The organism is Micromonospora craniellae, from assembly GCF_014764405.1.
Taxonomy (GTDB): Bacteria; Actinomycetota; Actinomycetes; order Mycobacteriales; family Micromonosporaceae; genus Micromonospora; species Micromonospora craniellae.
This window is the reverse complement of record NZ_CP061725.1, coordinates 2530633-2552910: the sequence shown is the minus strand read 5'-3', so window position 1 is coordinate 2552910 and position 22278 is coordinate 2530633. Positions and strand designations below refer to the sequence as shown.

The 22278-nt window shown below is 65.7% G+C and carries 16 protein-coding genes and 1 pseudogene; 5 read left to right on the top strand and 12 right to left on the bottom strand.

Annotated features, from left to right (window positions below; translation table 11 throughout):
• Positions 1 to 72: 72 nt before the first annotated feature.
• The 3 genes and pseudogenes from ID554_RS11345 to ID554_RS11335 all read right to left on the bottom strand — a co-directional run.
• Positions 73 to 564: an ABC transporter permease gene (locus ID554_RS11345; RefSeq protein ID WP_223884540.1), complete on the bottom strand. Its 492-nt coding sequence runs from the start codon at positions 562 to 564 to the stop codon at positions 73 to 75.
• Positions 498 to 899: an ATP-binding cassette domain-containing protein gene (locus ID554_RS11340; protein ID WP_223884539.1), complete on the bottom strand. Its 402-nt coding sequence runs from the start codon at positions 897 to 899 to the stop codon at positions 498 to 500. The genes ID554_RS11345 and ID554_RS11340 overlap by 67 nt, the downstream gene beginning before the upstream one ends.
• A gap of 73 nt (positions 900 to 972) precedes the next feature.
• A pseudogene (locus ID554_RS11335) lies at positions 973 to 2391 on the bottom strand (HelD family protein); the annotation flags it as partial.
• A gap of 93 nt (positions 2392 to 2484) precedes the next feature.
• Between ID554_RS11335 and ID554_RS11330 the strand changes: the two are divergent.
• A complete protein-coding gene (locus tag ID554_RS11330) occupies positions 2485 to 4014 on the top strand; it encodes a recombinase family protein (protein ID WP_223884538.1) in 1530 nt (509 codons plus the stop codon).
• Between the two features lie 108 nt (positions 4015 to 4122).
• On the opposite strand, the gene ID554_RS11325 is transcribed toward ID554_RS11330, so the two are convergent.
• The 3 genes from ID554_RS11325 to ID554_RS32390 form a co-directional block, all read right to left on the bottom strand.
• Positions 4123 to 5178 carry a HupE/UreJ family protein gene (locus ID554_RS11325; RefSeq protein ID WP_147333509.1) on the bottom strand — a complete coding sequence of 352 codons (1056 nt, stop codon included), beginning with the start codon at positions 5176 to 5178 and terminating at the stop codon, positions 4123 to 4125.
• Between the two features lie 391 nt (positions 5179 to 5569).
• Positions 5570 to 5779, bottom strand: coding sequence for a hypothetical protein (locus ID554_RS11320; RefSeq protein ID WP_147333508.1), 210 nt, complete (start codon positions 5777 to 5779; stop codon positions 5570 to 5572).
• 847 nt (positions 5780 to 6626) lie between these two features.
• Positions 6627 to 8363, bottom strand: a complete 1737-nt coding sequence (locus tag ID554_RS32390) for a replication-relaxation family protein (protein ID WP_158573784.1) — start codon at positions 8361 to 8363, stop codon at positions 6627 to 6629.
• 786 nt (positions 8364 to 9149) lie between these two features.
• Between ID554_RS32390 and ID554_RS11310 the strand changes: the two genes are divergently transcribed.
• Positions 9150 to 10118 carry a sigma-70 RNA polymerase sigma factor region 4 domain-containing protein gene (locus ID554_RS11310; RefSeq protein WP_117229303.1) on the top strand — a complete coding sequence of 323 codons (969 nt, stop codon included), beginning with the start codon at positions 9150 to 9152 and terminating at the stop codon, positions 10116 to 10118.
• Here ID554_RS11310 and ID554_RS11305 read toward each other — a convergent pair.
• Positions 10044 to 10418, bottom strand: coding sequence for a hypothetical protein (locus tag ID554_RS11305; protein ID WP_147333507.1), 375 nt, complete (start codon positions 10416 to 10418; stop codon positions 10044 to 10046). The genes ID554_RS11310 and ID554_RS11305 overlap by 75 nt on opposite strands.
• Positions 10419 to 10939: 521 nt before the next feature.
• On the opposite strand from ID554_RS11305, the gene ileS reads away from it, so the two are divergent.
• Positions 10940 to 14089 (top strand): isoleucine--tRNA ligase, encoded by a 3150-nt coding sequence (gene ileS / locus ID554_RS11300; RefSeq protein WP_223884537.1) that lies wholly within the window; start codon positions 10940 to 10942, stop codon positions 14087 to 14089.
• A gap of 45 nt (positions 14090 to 14134) precedes the next feature.
• Here ileS and ID554_RS11295 read toward each other — a convergent pair whose 3' ends face one another.
• From ID554_RS11295 to ID554_RS11275, 5 genes are all read right to left on the bottom strand, one after another.
• Positions 14135 to 15838, bottom strand: coding sequence for a non-ribosomal peptide synthetase (locus tag ID554_RS11295; protein ID WP_158573783.1), 1704 nt, complete (start codon positions 15836 to 15838; stop codon positions 14135 to 14137).
• The gene (locus ID554_RS11290) at positions 15825 to 16784 is read right to left on the bottom strand and encodes a hypothetical protein (RefSeq protein ID WP_158573782.1); all 960 of its coding nucleotides are present in this window, start codon (positions 16782 to 16784) and stop codon (positions 15825 to 15827) included. The genes ID554_RS11295 and ID554_RS11290 overlap by 14 nt, the downstream gene beginning before the upstream one ends.
• Before the next feature lie 173 nt (positions 16785 to 16957).
• Positions 16958 to 17920, bottom strand: a complete 963-nt coding sequence (locus ID554_RS11285) for a phytanoyl-CoA dioxygenase family protein (RefSeq protein ID WP_117229299.1) — start codon at positions 17918 to 17920, stop codon at positions 16958 to 16960.
• Positions 17921 to 17926: 6 nt separating this feature from the next.
• Complete coding sequence (locus ID554_RS11280) at positions 17927 to 18598, bottom strand: hypothetical protein (protein ID WP_147333506.1); 672 nt, start codon at positions 18596 to 18598, stop codon at positions 17927 to 17929.
• Between the two features lie 304 nt (positions 18599 to 18902).
• Positions 18903 to 19727 carry a transposase family protein gene (locus ID554_RS11275; RefSeq protein WP_191088867.1) on the bottom strand — a complete coding sequence of 275 codons (825 nt, stop codon included), beginning with the start codon at positions 19725 to 19727 and terminating at the stop codon, positions 18903 to 18905.
• A 757-nt stretch (positions 19728 to 20484) separates the two neighbouring features.
• On the opposite strand from ID554_RS11275, the gene ltrA reads away from it, so the two are divergent.
• Positions 20485 to 21735, top strand: a complete 1251-nt coding sequence (ltrA, locus tag ID554_RS11270; RefSeq protein ID WP_223884536.1) for a group II intron reverse transcriptase/maturase — start codon at positions 20485 to 20487, stop codon at positions 21733 to 21735.
• Between the two features lie 104 nt (positions 21736 to 21839).
• The gene (locus tag ID554_RS11265; protein ID WP_191088782.1) at positions 21840 to 22007 is read left to right on the top strand and encodes a hypothetical protein; all 168 of its coding nucleotides are present in this window, start codon (positions 21840 to 21842) and stop codon (positions 22005 to 22007) included.
• Positions 22008 to 22278 lie beyond the last annotated feature (271 nt).

Here is a 22278-nt window from a genome sequence, read left to right as displayed (position 1 = left end):
CGCTCGCCACTCGACCGCCTCACCGGCATCGTGGCACCGCCCGGCCGCCGCCCGGGGGAAACGGCCGGAACGTCAACTGAACCGGCGACCCTCGTCCCGCCGGTACGCCCATCCGCCGAGCGAGGCCAGCACCACCACCCAGACGCCGAGCATGACCAGCGACAACGTTCTGATCTGGAAGTCGCCGACGGCCGCCCACATCAGCTCCACCGCGCCGCGGGTGGGCAGGAACGGCGCGATCGCCTCGATGAAGCCGGGCGCGTCGCCGGGAGCGGAGAGCAACCCACCGCCGAAGGCCATCGGGAAGAAGACGACCTGGGCCACCACGATCGCCGCCTTGCTCGGCAGCGTGTACCCGATGGCCAGCCCCAGCAGGGTGAATGGCACCGCGATCACCCCCACGGTGGCCAGGGCCAGCAGGAAGCGGGCCGGGGTGATCTCGGCCGCGGTCAACGTCGCGGCGATCACCACCAACGGGATCAGCGACAGGTAGGTGATCAGCAGTTCGGCCAGTACCCGGCCGGCGAAGCGTGGTCGGCGTGGACCGACCGGATCGCCTCCCACAGCGTGTGTCGGGCCTCCACGTCCAGCCCGGTCGTCGGTTCGTCGAGCAGTACCAGCCGGGGGCGACCGACGAAGGCGAGGGCCACCGCCAGCCGGCGCTTCTGCCCGCCGGTCTGCCGCCGGACCTGCTCGGTGAGGCCGAACCGGTCGAGCAGTTCGCCGCGCGGGATCGGGTCCGGGTAGTGGGCGGAGACGAAGTCGACCACCTCGCCGACGCGCAGCGTGGCCGGCGCCGTTCGGCCCGAGCAGGCCGACCAGTTCGCCCGCACGGACTTCCAGGTCGACCCGGTCCAGTGCGAGTACTTCGCCGTAGCGGCGGCTGACCTGGTAGGCACGGGCGAGAATCACGGCGGCTCCTTCCACGTTGCTCCGTATATAACGGTCTATCGGGTCGGCGCAACCGCGCAATCAGCCGAGTGGAGCGGGCAACGACGCGACGTGCACCACCGAGAGCCGGGACACCGCCCGGGTGAGCACCACGTACAGGCGGTGCAGGCCGCGAGGCTCGGCCGCCACGATCGCGGCCGGCTCGGTGACGACGACGTGGTCGTACTCCAGGCCCTTGACCGTGGTGGCCGGCATGACGGAGACCCGGGTGTCCGCCGTCGGCTCGTCGACGGTCGCCGTGGCGATCCCCGCCGCCGCCAGCGCCGCGCGCAGCCGGTCCACCGCCTCGTCGGCGGCGATCACCGCGATCGACCCCTCGTGCGTGAGCGCCGCGCGCACCTCGGCCACCGTCGCCCCGGGAAGATCGGTCACGGTACGCACCGTCAGCTCGCCGTCGCGGCGCATCGACTCGGCCAGCGGCACGTCGACGGCGAGCGCCGGCAGCAGCCGGTTGGCGAAGGCGAGCACGTCCGCTGGCACCCGGAAGCCGACCGTCAACGGCACCACCGTCGCGTCCGGCTTACCGAGGTGCCGCAGGGTCTCCCGCCAGTCGGTGGCGGCCCACGGCGCGGTCGCCTGGGCGAGGTCACCGAGGAGGGTGAGCGAGCCGTGCTCGCTGCGCCGAGCGATGACCCGGCACTGCATCGGGGAGAGGTCCTGGGCCTCGTCCACCACGACGTGCCCGTAGCCGGAAGGGCGCTCGATCAGCCCCGCCGCCTCGTCGATCAGGACGGCGTCGGCGGTGCTCCACCGGGTGGCCTTCGGCGTACGCCCCAGCTTCCGGCCGGTGAGCAGGGCCTGCTCCTCGGGGCTGAGCAGGCCGTCGGCGGCGGTGGCGAGCCGGGCGGCGTCGCCGAGCAGCGCATGAACCAGCCCGTCCGGGGTGAGCGCCGGCCAGACCGCGTCCAGGAATGTGGTGACGGGTGTCGACCGGCCGGTCCGGCGCAGCCACGCCTCGCTCGGCGACTCCGCCCGCCGGGCCTCGGCCTGTCGTTGCAGCAGCCCGACCACCCGGGCGCGGATCCGTTCCCGGCCGACGGCGTACGGCAGCCCCTCCGCGCGCGTCTCGCGGACCAGCCGGTGCAGCGGCTCCAGCCCGATCCGCCAACGGTACGAGCCGTCGGATACGGTCATCGGCTCCGTCGGCTCGCCCACGTACGCGTCGACGGCCCGGCGCAGCACCTCGGCCATCCGGGCGTCGTGCTTGATCCTCGCCGCGTCCGGCGGGTCCACCGCCCGCACCCCCACCCGGTCGACCAGGTCCTCCACGGTGGCCTGCGCGACCTCCACCTCGCCGAGTGCGGGCAGCACCGCCGCGATGTAGCCGAGGAAGGCCTGGTTCGGGCCGACGACCAGCACCTTCGACCGGCGCAGCCGTTCCCGGTGCAGATAGAGCAGGTACGCCGCGCGGTGCAGCCCGACCGCTGTCTTGCCCGGTCCCCGGTTCTAGCACATAGTTGGTGCATGGGCATTGATACTCCTCCAACGGTTGTGGATCTGTACCTTCGCTTGTCTGACCTGCGGGTCGAGGACTTGAACAGCGATGGTGAGAGCAAGGGGCTCGTGGAACACGAGCGGTTGTTGCGGGACCGTGCGGGTCAGCTCGGGTGGACGGTCGGTGAGGTCATTGTCGAGAACGACATGGTCAACGGCAAGCCTAAACCGGCGTCGGCGTTCAAGCGGCGCAAGATTCGGCTGCCGGACGGGTCGACGGTGTTGCGGGTGATCCGGCCGGGGTTCACCCGGTTGTTGGACCGGGTGCGGCAGCGCCGGTCGCAGGCGGTGTTGGCGGTGGACCTGGACCGGACGGTGCGTGACCCTCGGGATTTGGAGGACATGATCGATGTCGTTCAGGAGACGGGTGCGAACGCGCAGTCGTTGTCGGGGTCGTTGCGGTTCACCGATGGGGGTACGGACTCGGAGATCACCTTGGCGCGGGTGATGGTGACGATGGCGAACAAGGCCAGCCGGGACACGGGGCGTCGGGTCCGTGGGGAGCGGTTGCGGCAGGCGATGCACGGTCAGTGGGGTGGGGGTCGGCGTCCGTTCGGGTTCTGTGGTGGTCCGCCGCCGGTCGGTGCCGGTGACCCCGGCCGGTACGTGTGCCCGTGGCACGGGGGCCGGGACTGCCAGAGCGGTGTCACGCGTGTCGAGGTGGAGGCGGCGGTGATCGAGGACTGCTCGCAGCGGCTGCTGCAGGGGGCGTCCCTGCGGTCCCTCGCTGCGGAGTTGCGGGCGGGGTCGGTGTCGACGGTGAGTGGTGCGGCGTGGTCGGCCGAGGGGTTGCGGGACATTCTGCTGCGTCCGCGTAACGCCGGGTTCATGGTGTACGGCGGGAACATCCTGGAGGGGGTGGTCGCGCCGTGGAAGCCGATCGTCGATCCGGCGGTGTTCTTCGCCGTGCGGGATCTGTTGACCGATCCGTCCCGGCGGGTAGGGCCGGGAGCGGCCCCCCGGTGGGTGGGGTCGGGGATCTACCGGTGCGGGGTGTGCACCCCGCCGGGTGTGGAGACGGGCCGTGCGGTGACGGTTCATGTCACCGTCGCGGGGCGTGCGCCTCGGTACACATGCAAGGCGCGCAACCATCTGGCCCGTAATCAGGCGCATGTGGACGCGGCGGTGTTCGCGCACGTGGTGTACGCGGTGACGCACCCGCGTGCGTTCGAGTTGCTGGCCGAGCCGGCCCCGCAGGTCGACGTGGAGGGGCTGCGGGCGCAGCGGGCCGCGATCCAGCAGCGTGTGAAGCGGATTCTGGCGGATGAGTTGCGGGGGTTGGAGACCCGCGAGTACGCGCGGGACGCCCGGCGTGAGGCCGCCGCGATGGTCGCCGAGATCGACGCCCAGCTGCACGCGAACGTGGGTAGTGATCCGTTGTCGCCGTTGGTGAACGCCCCGGACCCGGTGACGGCGTGGCGCGACGCACCCCTCGCTGACAAGCGGGTAGTGATCGACCGGCTGATGACGGTCACGATTCTGCCGTCCGGGCGGAAGGGACGCGGGTTCGACCCGACCACGGTGCGCATCGAACCCAAACACGGACTCGGCGCTCCCACCCTCGGCTAGCCGGAGTTGTTTCAGTGCTTTGCCTGTGATCGTCGCCCGAGCCGGAGGATTGGTGCGGGCCGTGGCGCACCACGTGTCCGGTGCGCCAGAGCGCGACTGACCCGCAGACTATTCTGCGGGCTTGGACCGGGGGTCGGCGAACCAGCCGCTGCTGAACTGGCGCATCGCGTCGGTGTCCACGGTGTCGCAGACCAGGGTCTGGTAGGCGTGCACGGCCTTGATCGCCTCGCCTTGGTCTGCGGCGTGGCCGCCGACGACCCGACCGACGGCGGGGTCCGCCACGTAGGCACGTACCTGGTCGAGTTGGTCAGCGGGAAGGTCTGGCCGGTAGGTGACGATAATGTAGCCATCGGTGATGACATGGCCGAATGAGGTCGCTGGCACTTCCTCGTACGGTTCGTAGAACTGCTTCGCCGGGTGGCTGGTGCCGAACGGGAATGTCTCGGTTCGTTCCCGGACGGCGCAGACACCGACCGCAGCTTCGGGCCGCAATGGGCGCAGCACCTCGCCGGGTGAGGTGATGACCAGCACGGAAGCGGCTACAAGCCCGGCCGCGATGAGGACTCCGTGCGACAGCCGCGTGTCGCGTAGCTTCGGCACGTAGTGCCGAAGCACGTCGCCGATGATGAACATTCCGACGACGGCGACGAGTTGCCCGATCTCCACCCCGACGTTGAACGCCAGCACCCGGGGGATGACTCCGCTGTCGGGCAGGCCGACCTCCTGCAAACGGGTCGACAGGCCCAGACCGTGGATCAGTCCGAACGTCAGTACCGCCACGGCGAACCACGTCCAGTTCTTTGGCCGGCCTCGCAACCCGACCACGCCCACGAAGACCAGACTCAGCCCGACCACGACATCGACCATGACCGGGTTGACGTGCCAGTCAGCCACCGTGGCGGTGAACAGGGTGACGCTGTGCCCGAGTGCGAACAACGAGATCAACTTCGCCGCGCGGCGAACCCCACCGGCCAGCAGCAGGACCCCGCCGACAAACAGTAGGTGATCCCAGCCGGCGAGCATGTGTTTGGTGCCCAACCACACAAATCCACCGACCGTCTCGCTGGACCCGCCCACACCATGTGCGGACGCCGCCCCCGGCATAGTGAACGTTGCCACCGCTGCCGCAGCGGTCACCACCACGGCCCACCGCGCCACAGCCATCTCCGTCACCCTCCTCCACACTGGCTGGACAAGCCGGGACGGCTGTCACCCACCTGATAGTCGTTCAACAAGCCCGCTCAGTTCCCATGAGATCCGACCGGGCGGGCGGGGCGGACGGGGGCCGACGAGCAATCGACTCAGGATCGGGAAGGCCACCAGGTACCGGACACCGCACGGGAACAAAGATCGACGAAGCCGAGCGGGCCTCAATCGCGAGGTCGATGTTCGACCAAGGATCGAGGCTACCGATAAGCCAATTATCAATCCGAGCTATCTCGAAGTAGACCATAAGTGAAGGTCGACGACTGCGTCGTGTACCCGAACGGTTTAGGCGGCAGCCCCGAAGGGGCACCCCGGCGGGCCGGGGTACCCCTCCACGCGAGACTTGCCTTCATCCAAAATCAAGACCACGTCGCGTTCGCCGTCGGCCGAGCAGCGCGGCGACGGTGGCGCGCTGCTCGTTCGTGAGCGGCGGCCACTGGTCGACGTTGGCGGTGACGTGGGCCATCAGTGTCTGGTCGCGGAGGATGGCCCGGAGTGCCGCGAGTTCGGGGTCGTCGGTGTCGCGGGGCGCGGCCATCGCGGCGAGGCGTTCCCGCATGATCGCTTTCACCTCCGAGGGGTCGCTGTCCTGCTCGTGGTCGTGGTGGGGTGGGGTTGGCGGGTCCGGTCGGCTGACGCGGGCTGTTGTCCGGGTGCGGGGTGGAGGGGTGGCCAGCGGTAACGTCCCCCTGGCGTTGGGCTGGCCTCGTGGGTGGTCGGCGGGGGTGGGGTCGCCGTCTCGGCCGGGAGTGGCCAGGTCCGGCGACCGGTCGCCTCGTGGGCGACGGCGTGGGTCAGGTGTCGTCTGGCTTGTGGCCATCGTCCTCCACGGTCGGTTCCGCTGGTTTCCGGTTCGCTGCGGTCATCGCTTTCGCCTTTCCGTGAATTGATAATGACGCGGTGGCGTTACCACCCGTGCTACCCGTTCCGCCTGGTAACGGCCGTTTCCGGCACCAGGCGGAACGGGACGATCAGATCCGGCACAAGCCGGAGAATAGGGTGTGAGGAAGCTGACACATGCACTCCGCCTCATTCGCGCCGATGCGGTTTCCCCACAGAGGCGTTACCGCTCCCGGGTGGGTGCTACGGCGCTACGGGTAGCGGCTGGTAACGCCCGGAGTAGGGGTTACCAGGCTGGTGGCGGCGAGGCGGAAGCTCCACCGACACCAGGCACACAGCGTGTCACCGCGCCGTGGTGCTTCACGCCGGCCGTGCTGTGCTGTACCGTTCCGTACGGGTTGATCCGTGCCCGTAGCACGGTTACGGTGACAGTTCCCGTAAAGGCCGGGCCGGGGCAGCAAGTTGTAGTGACCGGTTACCAGATCTCGCGTACGCGCCATCCGGTCGCGTAGCAAGATATGGGAAATGGCCGCCAATCTCGCGGAGCGAGATATGGCGTTTGCTTATCAATCTCGACCGGGCGCGGTCGAGATTCCGGTGGTGCCGGGTGGCGGTGAGGGGTCGTCGGCCGTCTTGGCGAGTAGTGCGGTGATGAGGTCGGTCAGTGGGGTGATCGAGTGTCGCTGGGTGTGGGGTAGGCGTTGGTGGTGGTGGCAGCCAGGGCAGTTGCCGGTGTCGTTGGTGGGCAGGGTGAGGGCGCAGCGGGCGCAGGCGGTGAGGTGTTTGTCGTCGAACGCGGCGGTGAGGGTGTCGCGGTGGGTGTGGTGGCGTTGCCACCAGGACAGTGCGCGCCACCGCTGGTCGACGTGTTCGTCGCGCCACTGCGGGTAGGTGAGCCGGGTGCCGTAGTGGCGGTTGGGGGGTTGCCAGTCGCGCCAGACGTCGGCTTGGGCTTGTTCGCGGGTGTGGGCGTGGTCGAGCCGGTGGTGTTCGGTGGGGGTGAGTAGGCGTTGTCGTGTGAGGTGGGTGGCGGCGGTGTACCAGGCGGGCCGGTCGTCGCCTCCGTTGGCGAGGTGGGCGAGGTGGTGGACCTGGTGGGACCAGGCGGTGTGGTGTGCCCGGGTGAGCGCGGTGCGCAGCGTCTTAGCGGTGGTGGTGTCGTCGGGGTGGTGTCGCCACCAGTCGGCGAGCGCGGCCAGAACGCTGCTGGTGTCGAGGTCGGGGGTGAACGGGTTGCGGGGGTCGTGGTCGCGGTCGAAGAGGTAGGTCAGCAGGTCGACGGCGGCGGGGCCGAGGCTCGATTCGAGTTGCTGTGGGTGGCGGGCCAGGTCGCGCAGGGTGTGGGAGCGTCGGCGGGCGAGTTCGGCGGCGCGTTCCCGCCGGTAGGCGGGTTGGGCGGCGGCGGTGACGGTGGCGCGTTCCGTGAGGATCGCGGTGATCGTGGTTTCGGCGGCTTCGAGGTCGGTGAGGTTCCAGGCGTGGGCGGTGACGGCGCGGGCGGGGTCGCGGACGAGGCCGGTCGCGGCGACGATGAGCCGGCCGTGTTCGGCGATTAGGTCGAAGTCGGTGACAGCGTTTCGCCGGTAGCGGCTGGGGGTGTGGTCTTCGCGGAGGTGTTTGGCGGCGTTGCGGGTGAAGGTGACGGCCCGGTGGGCGGTGGTGGTGAACAGCAGCAGGGGTGGGCAGTGCGGGAACCTGCCGCGCCATGCTTGGTCGCGGGTGTAGGCGCGGTACCGGTCGAGTTTGGCTCTGAGCTGGGTGTGGGTCATGGAGGCGAGGTCGATCTCCACGAACGCCGCCGTCGCCCTCCCATCGGGCAGGACGGCTTCGTACACGGCGTCGGGCGTGAGGCGCTTGGTAGTGGTGCCGCCCCATGCGGAGGTGGGGCCGTCCCATTCCTGCCAGCCGGCCCGGTCGGTGGCCCAGCCGGTCATGGTGAGTCCGGCGGGTGGGCCGTTGTCGCGCAGGGCGAGCCACACCTCGGTGATGGTGGCGGCGTGGGCGGAGAACATGGCCGAGGGTCGGCGGCCGTCGGCCAGGGCGGTGCCGGTGATCAGGCGTGCTCCGGCGGGGCGGAGCCACCAGTGGTGGGGTGCGCTGCCGGTGTGGCGGCCGGGCCGGTCGTAGTCGACCATGCCGGCGGCACGGAGTTGTTCGAGCCGGTACAGCACCGTACGGGCCGGAGTCGATGTGGCGCGGGCGAGTTGGTCCGTGGTCATGACCCGGTGGTCGTTGAGCAGGAGCAGGAGTTGTTCGCTGGGGCCGCCGGAGGCCCGCAGCCGTAGGGTGGTTCCGGACGACATCAGCTTTTCCTTTCGCTGTCGCGCTGATAAGCGCATCCCCGGGGAAGAGTTGACATCTATGTCAGTCGCCGGTCCGTAAAGAACGGCCGAAGTGGGCTTGGCCTGCGTGTTCACGCCGTGTTGGGTTGCGGATCGGGTGCAGAGCAGTCCGCAACCCCTGACAGCCGCACCGCGCCGGGCACGGACCGACACCCGGACCGGGCACCTTCTGTCAGCGCCTGGACCGGGTCGAACCCTGCGAAGGCTGCTGTTCAACCTCGAATCATCCTGTTCAACTACGAATCAGACACCTCTCTATCGGTGGTGGACTTCTGTCAGGCACGGTGGTGACAGATACCGTCAGGAGCTGGACAGCCCCGCACTGCCACCGCCGCAACGGGATCGGGTGTTGGGTGAGGTGGTGGGTGTCTGTTGGGTGGACAACAGCCCCGGCGCGCGCCGCGAGGGGCGAGGTACCCCTTCACCAATGGGATTACAAATCCGGGCCGCCGATTGGAAAACCCCAGGCCACAGCCCTTCAACCTGAGATGCGATCCGTCGGCTTCATCCCGGTACGCGCCGACCATCACCCGCCGTGGAAGGACCGGTGTCCTCTACCTATAGAGGGGAAGCGAAGGTGGTCGAACTTTCCGTTCGCGCGAGAAAAATCTTGACCACCGGCGCGCGTAGGCTCGTGACCACGGCCAGAAGCGCAGTCCGCTCCGGCGGCGGACGGTAGGAACGGGGCACCCCGGCATGGGATCACCGCGCTGCAGCGGCAACCGGCGTCGCTGACAGGGATACCCTGTGCCCGCCCCGCACCAGCCGACCCCACTGTCCAACGCCGGACTGGGACCACCACGACGACGGGCCGACCTCACCGTCCTCGGCCAGATCGAAGCCCAGGCCCGCACCCGCATCACGCTGACCGTCCCCAGCAACGTCATCGACCCGGACACACTGCCGACCCCGCTGCCCATGGTCGACTTCCGCCTCCACGTCATGCGCGCCCCCGGGCATGTTCGGGACCGGGCCTGGCGGCACCTCGCCGACACCGCCCGCGCCCACCGCAGCGACTGGAACCTGTACGCGCTCGGCGTCGCCTACCCGAAACTCCGCACCCAGGCCAACAAGCTCACCGCGTACCTCGCCCCCGGCCCGGCCGCCCAGGCCCACTACACCCTCGCCATCGAGTTCCTGTTCGCCCTGCACCGCCTCGACCTGACCACACCGCAGCTCTTCCCCCGACTCACCGACGCCGCCTACACCCACGCCAGCGGACGCAAACGACAACACCCACCACCCCTGTATGACCTCGACGCGCTACCCGACGACCGCATCCCCCGCTCCGAGCACGGCAACCCCGAACACGACGCCCACCTCGACGACGCCAACCAGGAAACCGTCCACGACGTCCTGAACCGCCTCGTCACCCAGGCCAACACCCGCACAGGCCGGCAGACGATCAGCGACACCCAGGCCACCCTGATCCGCCGCACCTACCTCAACGGCGAAACCCTACGCGCGGTCGCCGACGACCTGCACCTCAGCGAACCCAGCGCCTCCAAACAACGCACCCGCGCCGCCACCACCATCGCCAGACTCCTCAGCCGACACGACCTCACCGAACCCCCACACCCACAGGCCCGGCTGCCCGACACCACCCGCCGGAGCGGCCATAGTCGCCTCGGTACCCGCAGGTCAATCCGGAGGCAGGCCACCGTCGGCGGTCAGCGCCGCCCTGGTGCCGAACGCCAACTCGATCCCCGTGCGTAACAGCGACAGAGCCTCCCGCGCCGGCGGATCATCCTCGGAAATCCACATACAGTGATCCTCCAGGTCGTCCACGCACACCAACACCGGCCCGGCGAACGGCTCCCACGGAACGACAAGGCTCCAGTCGTCCATCCCGCCCTCGAAGCAATGCACGTACAGCACCACACCGCCACGCCCGGCGACACGACCGAACCGGCCACCGAGGGCGATCACACGCGGCGCATGGTCGAAGGCAACCTGAGCGTCAACAGCGGAAGCCCAACGCACCCGCACCGCCGCAGCCGCCACGAAATCACTCAACCCATCACGCGGAGCGTCAGGGTCCGGATGCGCCAACTCCCACGCCAACCGCTCCGCCAACCTCCGCCGACGCCCCTCAGCAGCCCGCCACCGGTCGACATCAACCAACGCCGGCTCCTGTGGCGTGCCCACTGCCAGTGCGGTCCACCCACACAGCTTGACACCCTCAGAGCTGCCACGCGAGTCTCGCCCTGCAAACCCTAGCGGCAACGTGCTCCAGGCGACTCAGCGACTCGCCGGTCACGCGGTCGCAGACGAGCCGCTACAATTTCCGGTACAGGCGCTGATCCGGCCATCACCGGGGAGCCTCCGGAAGAACAGGCAGGCCAGGTGGCGTGTCCTAGTAGAGCCGGACGTCAGGTCGCACGTTACGCGGCGGAATGAGTGGCGCTCGCAACGTGGAGCGCAAGCGGGGTGGTACCGCGGAGTCCGGGCTTGCCAGCGTCCGGCGCTTCGTCCCCGCGTGGGCGCATGACCAGTGCCCGTGCGAGATGTGACGGAGTCAGAGGAGAGTGCTGGAGATGACGGACATGGAGCCGGTCAAGTCGCCCTTTGCGGCGTTGCCGGCTAAGGTCGATCTGGGTGGGTTGGATCGCCGTATTATCAAGTGGTGGCAAGCTAACGACGTTTTCGCTCGTAGTTTGGCTCAGACCGCCGATGGCCCGCTGTGGGTGTTCTATGAGGGTCCGCCGACTGCCAATGGCACGCCGGGAACCCATCATGTGGAAGCGCGGGTTTTCAAAGATGTCTTCCCGCGCTTTAGGACGATGAAGGGCTACTCGGTGCCTCGCCGCGCGGGCTGGGATTGCCACGGCCTGCCGGTTGAACTCGCTGTGGAGAAGGAGTTGGGCCTCAGCGGAAAGCCGGACATCGAGAAGGTAGGCATCGCCGAGTTCAACGCCCGATGTCGTGAGTCCGTGCTTCGTCATGTGGACGAATTTGAGCAACTAACGGAGCGAATGGGCTACTGGATCGACTTATCGCACCCGTATGAGACGATGTCGCCCGAGTATGTGGATAGTGTGTGGTGGTCATTGAAGCACATCCACTCCGATGGTCGCCTGGTGGAGGATTTCCGGGTCGCGCCGTATTGCACCCGTGACGGTACGACGTTGTCTGACCACGAGGTCGCTCAGGGATACGAGACGGTGACCGACCCTTCCGTCTACGTACGGTTCCCGCTGCATCATCCGGTCGAGGGGCACGTTGGTGTGGATTTGCTGGTCTGGACGACCACGCCCTGGACGCTCGTGTCGAACACGGCGGTGGCGGCCCATCCTGAGGTGACCTACGTCGTCGCCCGTGCAGAAAAGGGCACGTTTATCGTGGCCGAGCCGCTGCTAGGCCGGGTTCTCGGCGATGACGTCGAGGTGCTGGCGTCGGTGCCCGGAACCGAACTCGCTGGGTTGCGTTATCAGCGTCCCTTCGACCTTGTCGACATCCCGGACGCCCATCGGGTTGTGCTCGCTGACTATGTCACGACGGAGGACGGCACTGGCTTGGTTCACCAGGCGCCAGCTTTTGGGGCTGAGGACCTTGCCGTTTGCCGCGCCAATGGGCTGCCCGTGATCAACCCGGTAGCGCCCAACGGCCGTTTCCTCGATGAGGTGCGACTGGTCGGCGGCGTCTTCTTCAAGGATGCTGACGCCATCCTCATCGAGGAGCTGAAGCGCGCTGGCCTTCTTTTTCGCTACGAGCGTTTCGAGCATTCGTATCCCCACTGCTGGCGTTGCCACACCCCGCTGATGTACTACGCCCAGCCGTCCTGGTACATCCGGACGACGACCGTCAGCGACGCGCTGTTGCGAGAGAATGAGCGCACCAACTGGTACCCGGAGCACATCAAGCACGGCCGGTACGGCGACTGGCTGAACAACAACATCGACTGGGCTCTGTCGCGGTCCCGTTACTGGGGCACGCCACTACCGTTGTGGCGCTGCGGCAACAACCACATCACCGCGATCGGCTCCCGGGCCGAACTCGGAGAGTTGGCCGGCGAGGATTTGTCCAGCCTCGATCCGCACCGCCCGTACATCGACGCTGTTACATTCGCCTGCCCGGAATGCGGCGAAACAGCCACGCGGGTGCCGGAGGTGGTCGACGCATGGTATGACTCCGGGGCGATGCCGTTCGCCTCGCTCGGCTACCCGCACGTACCCGGCAGCGAGGAAGCGTTCGAGAAGACCTATCCGGCCCAGTACATCTGCGAGGCCATCGATCAGACACGCGGATGGTTCTACACCCTGATGGCCATCGGCACGCTTGTCTTCGACAGGTCCCCGTACGAAAACGTAGTCTGCCTCGGGCACATCATGGCCGAGGACGGCCGCAAAATGAGCAAGCACCTGGGAAACATCCTGCTGCCGATCCCACTCATGGACACGCACGGCGCGGACGCGCTGCGCTGGTTCATGGCCTGCTCGGGCTCGCCTTGGGCGCAGCGCCGCGTCGGTCCCGGACCACTCGACGACATCGTCCGCAAGGTGCTCATGACCTACTGGAACACCGCGTCGTTCTTCTCGCTCTACGCGTCCCACTCGACGTGGGCACCGAAGACCGCCCACCCCGTTGAAGACCGGCCCATCCTCGACCGTTGGGTTCTGGGCGAGTTGCACGCGCTCGCTGCGGCCGTGGATGAGCGGATGGAAAACTACGATACTGCGCGCGCCGGAAGGCTGCTCGCCGACTTCGTCGACGATCTGTCGAACTGGTACGTGCGGCGGTCACGGCAGCGGTTCTGGGAAGGCGATCAAGACGCACTCGTCACGCTTTACGAGTGCCTGGATGGTCTGACCCGGCTCCTCGCGCCGTTCGTCCCGTTCATCACCGAGGAGGTGTGGCAGCAAATCATTCGACCGGGGAATCCGTCCGCGCCGGATTCGGTGCACCTTGCGACGTGGCCGCAGCCCGACGCCAACCTCATCGACCCCGAGTTGTCCGCACAGGTCGCCACTGCCCGTGCCCTTGCCGAGGCAGGTCGTGCAGCGCGGAAGGCGAGTAGTATGCGGATTCGGCAGCCGTTGAGCCGGGCGCTTGTGGGTCTGCCGTCCGGCACGGCATTGGCGCAGGCGTTGCTCGATGATGTTGGAGACGAGTTGAACGTCAAGCTTCTGGAGCCACTCGACGCAGGCAGCGAGGTCATCGATGTGCAGGTCAAACCGAACTTCAGAGAGATCGGCAAGCGGTTCGGGAAGCAGACCCAGGTCGTAGCCAAGGCAGTCCTCGCGACCGATCCACGCGTGCTCGTCAATGGCATCAGAGACTCGGGAGTCTTCCATCTCTCTGCCGGCGGCGAGGAGATCACCATCGGCGCGGACGACGTCCTCATCTCGGAGCTGCCACGTACCGGTTGGGTGGTCGAGTCGCAGCGTGGCGTGACGATCGCACTGGATACAGAGATCACCCCAGAGCTAGAGGCTGAGGGTATTGCCCGGGACGTCGTCCGCGTCGTGCAACAAGCACGGCGGGATGCCGACCTCGACGTCTCAGACCGGATCGCTCTGTCGGTAGCGGGACCAGCACAGATTCTGGCTGTGATCCGCCGCCATCAGGAGCTCATCGCTCATGAGACGCTCGCGGACTCGGTGGCGCTGATGGATGCGCTCTCCGAAGGATTCCCAGGAACCGTAGGGGCCGGTGACGAGATCCTGGTCCGGGTTGCCCGGTCATGAATCCGAGGCGGGACGGGAGCAGAAGGTCAACTCCCGTCCCGCCGATCAGGCGGTGGTGACGTGTCGGCGAATCCGGTCAGCGAGGTGCCGAAGCGACCGCACGGCGATCACGTCAGATAGTTCGAGACGCACCTCATAGCGGCAGGCGATCTCCGCAATGAGACGGGCTGTGTTGAGCGATCCGACTCCAAGATCGAGTAAGCTGCCGCAGTCCGGATCGACAGGACTACCTAGCCACCGTGTGACCATCGCGTACACATAATCCAAAGGGTCTTCCTCTGTACGTATGTGCTCGCGCAGCATTGTCTCGACAGCGCGACGATCTGCCTTCCCGGAATGACTCAGCGGCAGGGAAGCGACCGCGACGATGGTCGATGGCATCATGTATCGCGGAAGCCGCCGGGCTGCATGCGCCCAGACTGCGTCCGGATCGACAGATGCTGGCATCACTGCGGCGACGAGCGTCCGGCTGATCTCGCCGTCGAGGAGCACGACAACCGCAGCAGCGACGCCAGCAGCCTCGGCTAGAACCGTCTCGACCTCCATCAGTTCGACACGATAGCCGTCGATCTTAATCTGTTGGTCTGTCCGTCCTGAGACCTGAACCTCGCCGTTGTTCAACCGGCGGGCCAAGTCGCCCGTGCGGTAGCGACGAGACCCTGTCCCGAATCGATCGCGCGTCTTGACCGGATCCCCGAAATAGCCCCGTGCCAGCGCCTCGCCGCTGATACACAGTTCACCCAGTTCGCCTAGCGAGGGCTCGATTCCGGACTCATCCACTAAATGGTAGGCCACGCCTTGGATAGGTTGACCTATCGTTATGGGCTGATCGTCGGCGAGCAGCTTGGCGGATGTCCATACAGTAGCCTCAGTTGGCCCGTAGACATTGTATATAGCGGCCTTGGTGTATCTGCGTGCCTCGGCCAGGAGCGGCGCCGGAAATGCCTCGCCACCGACAATAAGTAACTCGGCTTTGGCTAGCTCTGCTCGGACCCGGTTGTCGGCCAGAAGCCAAGCCAGTCGAGACGGGGTGGCCTGTATCGCGGTCACATTGTGACGAGCCAAAAAATCAGCGATGGCAGACGGGGTGCTTACGTCCTCATCCGTGGCGAGCGCTACCCTCAGGCCATAGACCATTGGAAGGATGGTCTCGGACAGAAAGATGTCGAAAGCGACGGTTGCTAGCGAACTCATTGTTGCGCCGCGAGGGAACGAGATCGCGTTTGACCAGCCGCTGACGAGGTTGTCGACATTGCGATGCTCGACAATCACGCCCTTCGGGAGGCCCGTCGTTCCAGAGGTATAGATGACATATGCGGCGTCTGAGCCGTGGACATCGACTTGTGGCCGCCTGCCCTCGGCGCGCAGCCAGTCCGGGTCGCGCGGATCGAGACACGTTCTCGATCCGTAGGGGTCCGCGTGCGCCCAAGCACTGCTCACCAGGACGTAGCGCGCGCCCGAGTCGTCGAGCATGGATCTTATCCGGGCAGCCGGCAGATGGGGGTCGATGGGCACATAGGCCGCGCCGGACTTGAGCACGCCAAGCAGCGCCGCAACGAGTGTGATATCGCGCGGAAGCGCAACCGCGACGAGGTCACCGGGCCGAACTCCGCGATCGGATAGAGACCACGCGATACGGTTACCGAACTGATCGAGTTCGGCAGCACTCAACGTCTCCGGCCCGGCAGACAGGACGACACGGTCCGGGCATCGGTCGGCCAGGTCCTCAATATGCTCATGCAGCGGCATACTCGTCTCCACTCGTCTCGACAACTGTGGCCGTGCCGAACATATTGCGCATACTCCAGTCGTAAGCGCCCGCATCAGCGAATAGCAGCTTGTCTCCCGGCGCGAGGCTGCCGATGTCGACCGAGGTTGCAAGGATGTCGGTCTCAGCCGTACACCTGCCGGCGATCCTTCCATCGCCCTCGCCGAGCTGCTCCCAGCGGTCGCTACGCCATACCGAAACGGGACGGCGCGGTGTCGGCCAAGGCAACTCTGCCATAGACGCGTCAACACACACCTCGTTCTCCGGATAGCACGCGAGGACGGTGCCGATGACCGCGCCGTAAGCTTGAACAAGCGACTTTCCCGGTTCGAGGATGATCGTGCGGCAGCGTGGCAGCCGATCGTGGACGTACTCCAAAAGATCCTCGCCGAGATCGCCCCAGATCATGTCATCGAGACAAGCTGCCTCGTACCCGCCGCCGAGGTCGAGGCACTCGATGGATGCGAGAATGCCCGGATGTGCATCGTTCAAACCATCTAGCATTGAGTAGATGCCAGCCAGCCAGACACCAGATCGAGCCGCAGGCACATTGTGCTCGTGGGTCGCGAGTCCCACCGAAACCCCATTCTCGCTCGCGTACAGCAAGGCAGCGGCCAGTTTCTCGCGTTGTTCGGGACTTGCGGTGTCAAACCCCAGCCTCGAACCGACTCCAGGGAATCGCAACCGTACACAATGGTGCCGGTGGCCGGACGATGCACGCGCGGCAACGGCGAAACCGTCAAGCGTGTCGTCGAGCAAAGCGAGCAATCCCGGCACTACCGTGCCGGTTGGCCATGACTTAGCGGCACCGCCGAGGACAATTTGGTCCGGACGGAACCCAACGTCAATGGCAGCCGCGACCTCGGCACCGCTGATCGCCTCAGCGGCGAACCCTGCTGCGCGAACCCGCCTCAGAATGGCAGGCATCGGGTTCGTCTTGATGCTGTAGGCCAGAGTGACTCCCCGGGCCGCAGCCCCAGCGGCACAGACCTGAAGACGTTTATCCAATCCATCAAGGTCGAACAGCGCACACGGGGTGCCGCTGGGGGGACCGCTCGCCCACGGCGCAGTGCATCCGGTGGACTTGGCCTTTGTATCCGTCATGGTCCAACAACGGGATCAGAGGCTAGCATCTTCAGATAGTCGTCAGGATAGTGATAGAAACATCCAGGCCGAAAAGCCCAAGCGCCGAGATCTCCGAACAGGAGACGCTGTCGAGATGTTCCATGACGAAGCACGATGTCCGGCGTCGACTCGTAGTCGTAGGGGCGCACGAAAGATTTCGCATAAGAGAGAATTAGGCTGCGTCTCGGTACCGGCGAGGCGTTACTTGTCGCGCCGTGCCACAGCGAGTGAATGAATACGGCGACATCACCCGCCCGTACAATTGCCTGCCGGCGAATGTCCATCGGGATATCTTCCCCGAGGGGGCCGCCCAATTGGGATCGGGTTGGATTGTCTGGCGACCACGGATACCGCTTCCCGTGCGACCCAGGAACGCACGTGAAGTTACCCATGCCTGGGCTCGGTAGATCGGTGAGGAACACCTGTGCAGACACCATTACAGGCGAAGCGTCCATGTGTTCGACAACGTCGGCTAGCGAGCCGGCGTCGGTGTGCAGGAACGGTGAATCGAGGCAGCCCGGAGGCAACACGAGCATCTGTGTCTTGGTGACACTCAGGTCTGGCCCGATAAAGCCGTGAATAATGCTGTAAAGCGGCTCGCAGTCCACCAACGGAATGAATCGGGAGTCCATTCCCGCGACGTTCCACTTGCGGAAGCCCTGCAACTCGCGGGGTTCAGTGAAGGCGTCCTGCCAGATGTCCGGTATTCTGGTCGCTGTCTCCTCGCCAAGTGAGTAGTTGTGAACCGCGCCGCTCAGGAACCGTTCGTGCCAATCAATGACCATGTCGCTGACGCTTGCGAGAAGGGCCGGATCGACGGCACGCCGCAGAATCACCACGCCGTCTGAGCGCAGTGATTCCACGGCGGCCGTGATGCCCTCCCGCCCGGACACCGCCACGTCAACTTCGGCGATGTCGGTGGCAGGAACATCCACCATGACTTGTCAGGCTCCTGCCGTCTCGTCCACGCGCGACAACGTCAGCCACCGGCTGGTGGCCCGCAGCGTGATCTCATCCGCCGCCGCCCACTCGCAGCTCTGGTCGGCAAGCACTCTCCGGGCTGGCGTGACCTCGACATCCTGCCGGTCGAAACGGTACGGAACCACGGTCATGCCGTCGAGGACGGTCCCGTCCTCAAGAACGACTGCGTAGCGGGCAACGCCGGTCGCAGTACCCCCCAGACCGGGGACCAGGTACTCCTCGCCCATCACGCGGGACACGGCCGAAGGCAGCCGCGAGAATCCCGTCATGTGATTGGTGACCGAGATGCCAGCCTCGGTGATCTCCATCGTCGTCAGCGCTTCGAGTCGCGTCACCTGCTCACCCGCAGCGTCGGTGATGATGATGTGCCGCCGGGGGCGCACAAACGCCTTGGTGTCGATGGCGTCACGCATACTGACTGCGACTTCTGGTACCGCTGCATAGCCTGCCAGTGTGAAGTTGCAAATCATGTGGGACAGTGCTGGGTCGTACCCCTCCGGAAGGCTGGGCATGATCTTGAGGCGAAGCTCGGTGGAACCGGTTGCCAAATCGGCCGTTCCCGCACCGGCGAGGGTGAAACTGTGCGAGTTCACGTCCCCCTTGAGGTGCCAGGAAACAGGTACGCTCTTTGCCATCTTGCGACTCCTCTGATTGGTGTGAAACCCCACGGCTAAAGGCGGGTCGTCATCTGGTATTGACGCTTATGAAGCATGGCATGTACTACTTCCCGCGTCAAGAGGGTAACTCTGGGTAATGCTCATCGGATTGTTGATCAATTTGAGGCTCCGTCCGCGGCGGCCATCGAGCGCTGTTTTACCAGCAAGCGGTGCCCTGGACGATGTGCCATGGAGGTTCCCTGGTGCGGCGCTACCAGGCGAAGCATCGCATTCGTTGAGCGGGAGAGCACCCCTGGTTGGCTGTCGCCCTATTGAAGTTATCTCAACAAGATTCGGATAGGTATTTGTATTCGAAGTGGGTCAGGTGTAATGCGGCGGCGACGATGTCGCCGATTCGGCGTGGGCTGATGTTCGTGTGGCGGAGCGTCTTCCAGCGTCCGATCAGGATGGCGAAGCCGCGTTCGCCTTGCCATCGCAGGCCGCGGAGCAGTCGGTTGTAGGCGCGGTTGTCGGGTGCGAGCCGGCTGCCGTCGGTGGGCTGCTTGATCGGGGTCTTGATGCCGTGGCCTGTGCTTTCGTAGCCGGAGTCGGCCAGGGCGGGCAGGTCGAGTTCGGCGGCGGACCAGTTCAGGGCGGCGGTGACGCCGAGTTCGCGGGCGCAGCTGGTGTCATGCAGATGCCCGGGCATCGCCGCCGATGTCCAGATCGGTAGCCCGTCCGGGCGCATGACGGCTTGGATGTTCGCGCCGAAGTCGCGGTGCTTTCCCGAATACCAGGCGTCGATGGTCTCGCCCTTGACGGACAGGGTGGTCTCGGTGAGCCGGTCGCAGTCGAACAGTTTGCCGTCGAGGATCACGTGGGACCAGCCGTCGGCGGCGGCCCGACGCAGAGCGGTGTGCAGGTCGGTCGCCTGGGCGGCGAGTACGGCTACGCCCTCGTCGCGGTAGCGGTAGGCGGTGGCCCGGGAGATCCCGAATCCGGCGGCCAGCAGGGTCAGGTCCTCGGCTTTGCGGAACCAGATGAGCACGAGAAGTGCCTGGTGGAAGCAGGTCAGGGCGCGGGTGTCACGCCGGGTTCCGCGGGCTCGGCGTTCGGCGGCCAGCAGCCGGCCGAGGTACTGCACGAGTTCCCTGGGGACATCGATCATGGCACGATAGGCGATCACGCGGAGTCCTCATGGTGTAGGTGATCTTGTGGTGAGAACTACCTACCGAGGACTCCGCGTCCTCTTCCAGCACCGTCCGATCTCAACAGCTTCGCCCGTGTCGCACCAATCAACACATTCGCGTCGCTGAGATCAGCTCTTGTGAACACGAACGTGGAAAGCGAGGCAAAGATTGATGACGGTCTCGTGGACTGCGGTGCTGTATGGGAGATGGAGGTTGTTTGGCCCTCCGGAGCCGGCTTGCGGAAGCAGGCTTCAAACCACCACGAGGGGCGTTGGCTGAAGACCGTCGTCCTGAGCGTCGTTGGAGAAGGCGTGACTGTGATCGCGTCAGGTATGGACCGGGAAGATGAGCGATGAACGTCGAGTTCTCTGCCGTTGACGTGTCGAAACTCAGTCAGACGACATCAGAACCGAGGCCGGAGGTGAGTCTCGGGATGAGCCTGGGGGATATCCGCTTACTGCCCAGGTGGTGTCCGGCATATAGGCAGCATGAGCCCGGTCCAGGCTCTCATACGGAACGTGTGAAGGCGGACCCCGATACTGTCCGTCGGTTGACCGGCGGCGAGAGGGAGGACTCCAAGCGGAGGAGACCGCGAGGAGCAGAGTACCGATGCGGGGCCGCTGGCGGACTCGCCCGTAGTAGCTGTGAACCGCCTGCGTATCGCAGTGGGTCGGGGAGCGAAGGGGCGGGGTCGTTCAGGCTGGTTTGTGCGGTCAACCGTGAGGGAGGAACCGCGTGAGTCAGCCAGGGTTGACAGGCAAGTCGCACGATATCCCAAAGCGGCTGATCTGGGCCGCGTGGTTGAAGGTGAAAGGTAATGGCGGAGCGGCCGGGGCCGACGGAGTGACGATCGAACAGTTCGAAACGAGGTTGGCTGACAACCTCTACCGGCTGTGGAACCGTATGTCGTCGGGCAGCTATTTCCCCGGCCCGGTCCGGGCGGTGGAGATCCCGAAGAAGGGTGGGGTCAGGATTCTGGGCATTCCCAATGTGGTTGACCGGGTGGCGCAGACGGTGGCGGTGCTGGTGTTGGAGCCGGAGGTGGAGAAGGTGTTCCACGACGACTCCTACGGATATCGTCCCGGACGGTCCCCGATTGATGCGATTCGGGTGTGTCGGCAGCGGTGTTTCAAGAAGGACTGGGTCGTCGATTTGGACGTCAAGGCCTTTTTCGACTCCGTGCGGTGGGATTTGATGCTTAAGGCGGTGGCGCGGCATACGACCCAGTCGTGGGTCATGTTGTATGTGGAGCGCTGGCTCAAGGCGCCGATGCTGATGCCCGACGGAACTTTGGCTCATCGGGAAAAGGGAACCCCGCAGGGCGGGCCGATCTCTCCGTTGATCGCTAACGTCTTCCTGCACTACGGCTTCGATACCTGGATGGTCCGGGAGTTTCCCCGGATCGGGTTCGAGCGGTTCGCGGACGATGTGGTGGTCCATTGCGTGACCGAAAGTCAGGCACAGTATGTGCGCCGGGCGATCGGTCGTCGGTTTGCGGATATCGGGTTGCAGTTGCATCCTGATAAGACGCGCATTGTGTACTGCAAGGACGACCGCCGCCGGCTGAACTATGAGCTGGTGACGTTCGCGTTCTGCGGGTACGCGTTTCGTCCCCGTAAGGCCTGGGACAAGATACGGCAACGTCGGCGAACAGGGTTCCTGCCGGCGGTGGCCCCGGGGAAGCTGACCGATATGAGCCGCAAGGTAGCGTCCTGGCGGTTACATCGACACACGACCTGGAACCTGAACGATCTCGCGGAAGAAGTGAACCCAGCCCTACGTGGTTGGCTGAACTACTTCACCGCGTTCTATCCGAGCGCGGTCATCCCGATCGGCAAGCGCGTCGACCGTCATCTGATGCGCTGGGCAAGGTGGAAGTACAAGCGACTCAAACCCAGCCAAGCCCGTACGCGTGCATGGTTACAAGAGGTCCGAAAACGAAAACCCGGCCTGTTCGCGCACTGGACGCTGCGGTACACGACCTGACAACCGAACGGCACGAGCCGGATGAGTCGAGAGGTTCACGTCCGGATCTGTGGGGGACGGCGGGTGAGACTCCCGCCGTCTACCCGGCATTGGGCTGACCCCGTGTGTATTACTTCCTGGTCCTTGTCGTTGCGGGTGAGTATCTCGGCCAGCGCCTTGTAGATGGCGTGGCCTTGTTCCATGGTGACGTGGAAGACCTGCCGGTCTTCAAAGTCACTTCGAGCGACGCGAATGAAAGTTCTCGGGTCGATGTCGTCAATGTATTGAACTAGTTGCATCTCGATTTCGATCGACTGTGGCTGGTCCGACGGGTTGCAGTCGTACCACTGACTCCCATGGGTGGGTGGTGAGGAGTCCGGATGGAATTCCGTGAAATCCGCCGTGCACTCATGCGGGTGACACCAGGGTGGATGCATGTTGTCAGCCTTTGACACTATTGTATCCTCCACGCGCGGATTGCGAGAACGCCTGAGGGCGTGATCGCCCCTTATCGCGTAAGGTAATCGGGTGCTTGCATTCGTGTTTTCTCCTGGGGCACGTGCT

Excerpts from the sequence above, each read along its gene's own strand:
- ID554_RS11325 (WP_147333509.1), bottom strand. The coding sequence starts at position 5,178 with ATGGCTGTGGCGCGGTGGGCCGTGGTGGTGACCGCTGCGGCAGCGGTG.
- ID554_RS11320 (WP_147333508.1), bottom strand. The coding sequence starts at position 5,779 with ATGCGGGAACGCCTCGCCGCGATGGCCGCGCCCCGCGACACCGACGAC.
- ID554_RS32390 (WP_158573784.1), bottom strand. The coding sequence starts at position 8,363 with ATGTCGTCCGGAACCACCCTACGGCTGCGGGCCTCCGGCGGCCCCAGC.
- ileS (WP_223884537.1), top strand. The coding sequence starts at position 10,940 with ATGACGGACATGGAGCCGGTCAAGTCGCCCTTTGCGGCGTTGCCGGCT.
- ID554_RS11295 (WP_158573783.1), bottom strand. The coding sequence starts at position 15,838 with ATGCCGCTGCATGAGCATATTGAGGACCTGGCCGACCGATGCCCGGAC.
- ID554_RS11290 (WP_158573782.1), bottom strand. The coding sequence starts at position 16,784 with ATGCCTGCCATTCTGAGGCGGGTTCGCGCAGCAGGGTTCGCCGCTGAG.
- ID554_RS11285 (WP_117229299.1), bottom strand. The coding sequence starts at position 17,920 with ATGGTGGATGTTCCTGCCACCGACATCGCCGAAGTTGACGTGGCGGTG.
- ID554_RS11280 (WP_147333506.1), bottom strand. The coding sequence starts at position 18,598 with ATGGCAAAGAGCGTACCTGTTTCCTGGCACCTCAAGGGGGACGTGAAC.
- ID554_RS11275 (WP_191088867.1), bottom strand. The coding sequence starts at position 19,727 with ATGATCGATGTCCCCAGGGAACTCGTGCAGTACCTCGGCCGGCTGCTG.